This is a genomic window from Sulfurimonas sp., assembly GCF_032250635.1.
Lineage (GTDB): Bacteria > Campylobacterota > Campylobacteria > Campylobacterales > Sulfurimonadaceae > Sulfurimonas.
Genome location: NZ_JAVVFL010000216.1, coordinates 1 through 3,437 on the forward strand (window position 1 = coordinate 1; position 3,437 = coordinate 3,437).

Genomic DNA, 3,437 nt, shown 5'->3' on the forward strand with positions numbered 1-3,437 from the left:
GTCTTCTACCAGCCGAGTCACGATTATTCTGTGTACTACCTTGACCTTTCTTATGTGCCATCTTAAATCTCCTTGAGTTTTTTTAGCTTATGCCGCTATTTTTATAATACGAACACGCGTATAATCTCTTCTAAAGCCTCTTTTTACTTTAGAGTCTTTACGACGACGCTTTTTAAAAGTAACAACTTTTCTATCACGCCCTTCATTAATAACCTCAGCAGTTACAACAGCACCCTCAACAAAAGGCGCTCCAATTTTAAGTTCGCCTGTGTTAACAGCCAGAACTTCTTTAATCTCGATAGAAGCTTTAGGCTCAAGAGACATTTTATCAAATAATAAAATATCACCCTCTTGAACTTTATACTGCTTGCCACCGTTTTTGATAATTGCGTACATGTACAATTCCTTAAATCTTTAAATACTTGGGTCCCTATGGATGCATAATCTACATTCCCATTGGTTTTGTTTCTACAAAAAGTTCGGAATTATACTCTTACAAGCTTTAAGTATTGTTTAAACCTTGTTTTGTGCTAAAGAATATCAAATGATGAACTTCTTTCATAACTAAAAAACTAGATTCCAAATGACCAAGATCATGAGCTCTACTCAAGTTCTAACTGCATAAGATACATATCTTCACCATCAAGAATATCAATATCCGTTTCTTCACATTTAGGACAACAATACTCTATACTTTTTAAAATTGATTCACTTAGGCATTTGTTGCATTTTATAACAACTGGCTGGATATTTATAAAAAACTCCGCCTCTTCACAGAGTGTCTTCTCTTTAAATGTGTCAAATGCGGTTCTTAAAAGCTCAGGTTCGACTCCGCTCATAACACCGATTTTTATTACGACTTTGGTTACTTTTGTAGCGTTGTTTTTTACGGCATTCTCTTCACATGAGTCCAAAAGAGACTGTACTATGCTATATTCATGCATCTATATTCCTTGATTTCAATCTTTGTGGTGTTTGTATAGAGCAGACTTTATAAACAAAATCATGTCTCAGCTTATGAAACAAACTCTCTTTATCCCAAAACTCAGGATACATTATTTTTAACTCATTCTCTTTGCACTCATTTATAAACTCTCTGTTTTTTTGCAGATAATCCTCTTTTTCATATATAAAATCATCATATTCGTCTTGCATATTTGCCAGTTTATTGGCAAAACTTCTTAATTGCTCAAAATAGTTCTCTTTTTCAAAAACCTCATCCACCATATTTATCTCTTTTGCTTTAGCGGCATTTATCGGCAGACAGCTCTCCAACAGCTCTTTTGACTTGTGCGCACCTACTCTTTTGGGCAGTGTAAATGTATGATACTCGCTTCCGCTCAGCCCCAAAGTTTTGTAATGCGGATTTAAAACAACATTCTTACATGTAAGGACATAATCACATGCCAAAGCCAAAAAAACTCCGCCTGCTCCGGCATTTTTATGCAGAGATGCAACCGTGATTACGTCATCTGCGAATATGATTGATTGTATCAAATCATTCATGGCATTTATGTTGCTCCAGCCGTCTTCTCCCTGTTTTTTAGAGTCTTCAAGTATATTCAGGTGGATTCCGTTGCTGAAAAAATCCTGCGCGCCGATAAGCACAATCACCTTGGCACTCTCTTTGAGATACTCAAACGCATACTTTAGCCTGATGCACTGCTCAGAATGCATAGCGCCGTTGTGAAAGTTAAAACACAAATACGCCACATCGCCGTCTTTATGGGAGCTGATTTCGTAAAATGTTTTATAACTCATGTCAAAAATAAGAGGAAGCCGCTCTTCTTTAACGCCCTTGATTTTATCTTTTAAAACATAGGTCGAGGGAAGTTTAAACCTGCCGACTTCTGACATGTGACTTATCCAGATTGCCCCGTCAATCGTGCCGACGCAGACCGCACCGTCTCTTTTGGCGATTATCTCTTTTGGATTGCCTATGAGTTTATCTTCTTCCCACGCTCCAAAGAGATAACACTCTATCCCAAAAAACTCATCTTTTACACCGGGAAAACTATCGCTTACATGTATCTTTTTTATGATCTCTTGAGTGGTCTCTTTTTCCCAGTTAATGGCTCTCTCTTTTTGCGTTAGATAATTATGCATCGGCATTTTAAGTTGAGGGATGGGTTTAAACTCTTTGTCGTCCAAATTTTTAAGCAGCTCTTTTAACGCTTTTGAGGCGGCATCAGCGACTTCGTTTCTGTATATGGAAGCCTTTGTCGCATCTCTCATCTCAAACCTGACCTCGGCGTATATATCTCCGCCGTCAAACTCTTCATTTGCTCTGAGTATAACAACGCCCCACTCTTTTTTATCTTCCCTTATGGCATGGTCGAGCGCATTATGTCCTCTGTCTCCTCTTATGCCGGGATGGAGAATAAAAGTGGGGGTTTTAAGAAATATCTCACATGGGAGGTATTTTTTCAAATAAGGGCAAAAGATAATATCGGGTGCAACCTCCAGAGCGCTCTGTATCATCGCTTCATCGCTTATAGCATACTGCACCGAGACCGTGTGATTCATATCTTGAAGCTCACAAAAAACCCTTTGCGTAAGAGAGTTAAATGCCGAAACGATAAGAAGTATTTTCATAGCTTTAGCAAATCCTTGGAAGCAGCTCGCCGCTTGGCGTATCTAAAAACCGTGAAGTTCCCCAACTGCTCTTTAAAACGACTTTTTTTAGATGCATATCCGTTACTTTGCCGATAATCGCTGCATTTTTGCAACTCTCAAAAGTTTTTAAAATCTCTACCGCACGCTCTGCGTCATCATGATTTATCGCAAGTACAAAAGTACCCTCATTCGCCAAAGCAGTCGCTTCAAAGCCGAGCATCTCACAAATGCCTTTTACCTCATCGCTGATAGGAATGTTCTCCTCTTGCACTTCTATGCAGACATCTGACTGCCTCGACCACTCATTTAGCACCGCACTCACTCCGCCTCTGGTTGCATCTCTCATAGCCGTTATCTTTATGTCTGCGTCCAAAAGAGCCTTCACCTGAGGATAAAGCGACTCGCAATCGCTCTGCAAAGAACTGCTCATCTCTATGCCTTCACGAGCGACAAAGATAGCCGCACCGTGACAGCCGATATCACGGTTTACAATGATGATATCATCTTTTGTTATGTTGTTGGAGCTGATGCCATATTTGAGCACTTCGCCGATTCCCGTAGTGTTTATAAAAATCTTATCGACACTTCCGCGAGGCACAACCTTTGTATCTCCGCTCACTATAATCGCACCGTTTACCTCAAGCTCTTTTTTCATACTTCGCACGATTCTCTCTAAGTCTCTAGTCTCAAAACCCTCTTCTATAATCACGCTACATGTCAAATATTTTGGCTTCGCTCCCATCATGGCAAGGTCGTTACATGTACCACAGATAGCAAGCTTCCCAATGTCCGCTCCCGCAAAAAAAAGAGGCGAAACCGTA

5 protein-coding genes are annotated in these 3,437 nt (G+C 39.9%); all 5 read right to left on the minus strand.

Annotated features, from left to right (window positions below):
* On the minus strand, positions 1-61 hold a 61-nt coding region (locus RQ763_RS10825; RefSeq protein ID WP_314152978.1), incomplete at its 3' end, for a 50S ribosomal protein L27.
* A 26-nt stretch (positions 62-87) separates the two neighbouring features.
* Entirely contained in the window at positions 88-396 is a 309-nt protein-coding gene (gene rplU / locus RQ763_RS10830; RefSeq protein WP_314152973.1) for a 50S ribosomal protein L21, read from the minus strand.
* Between the two features lie 206 nt (positions 397-602).
* A complete protein-coding gene (hypA, locus tag RQ763_RS10835) occupies positions 603-944 on the minus strand; it encodes a hydrogenase maturation nickel metallochaperone HypA (RefSeq protein WP_314152974.1) in 342 nt (113 codons plus the stop codon).
* On the minus strand, positions 937-2,595 hold the full coding sequence (locus tag RQ763_RS10840; protein WP_314152975.1) for a hydrogenase maturation protein: 1,659 nt from the start codon (positions 2,593-2,595) through the stop codon (positions 937-939). Before RQ763_RS10840 ends, hypA begins: the two co-directional genes overlap by 8 nt.
* 4 nt (positions 2,596-2,599) lie before the next feature.
* Positions 2,600-3,437, minus strand: an 838-nt coding sequence (hypE, locus tag RQ763_RS10845) for a hydrogenase expression/formation protein HypE (protein ID WP_314152976.1), incomplete at its 5' end; no start/stop codon positions are given.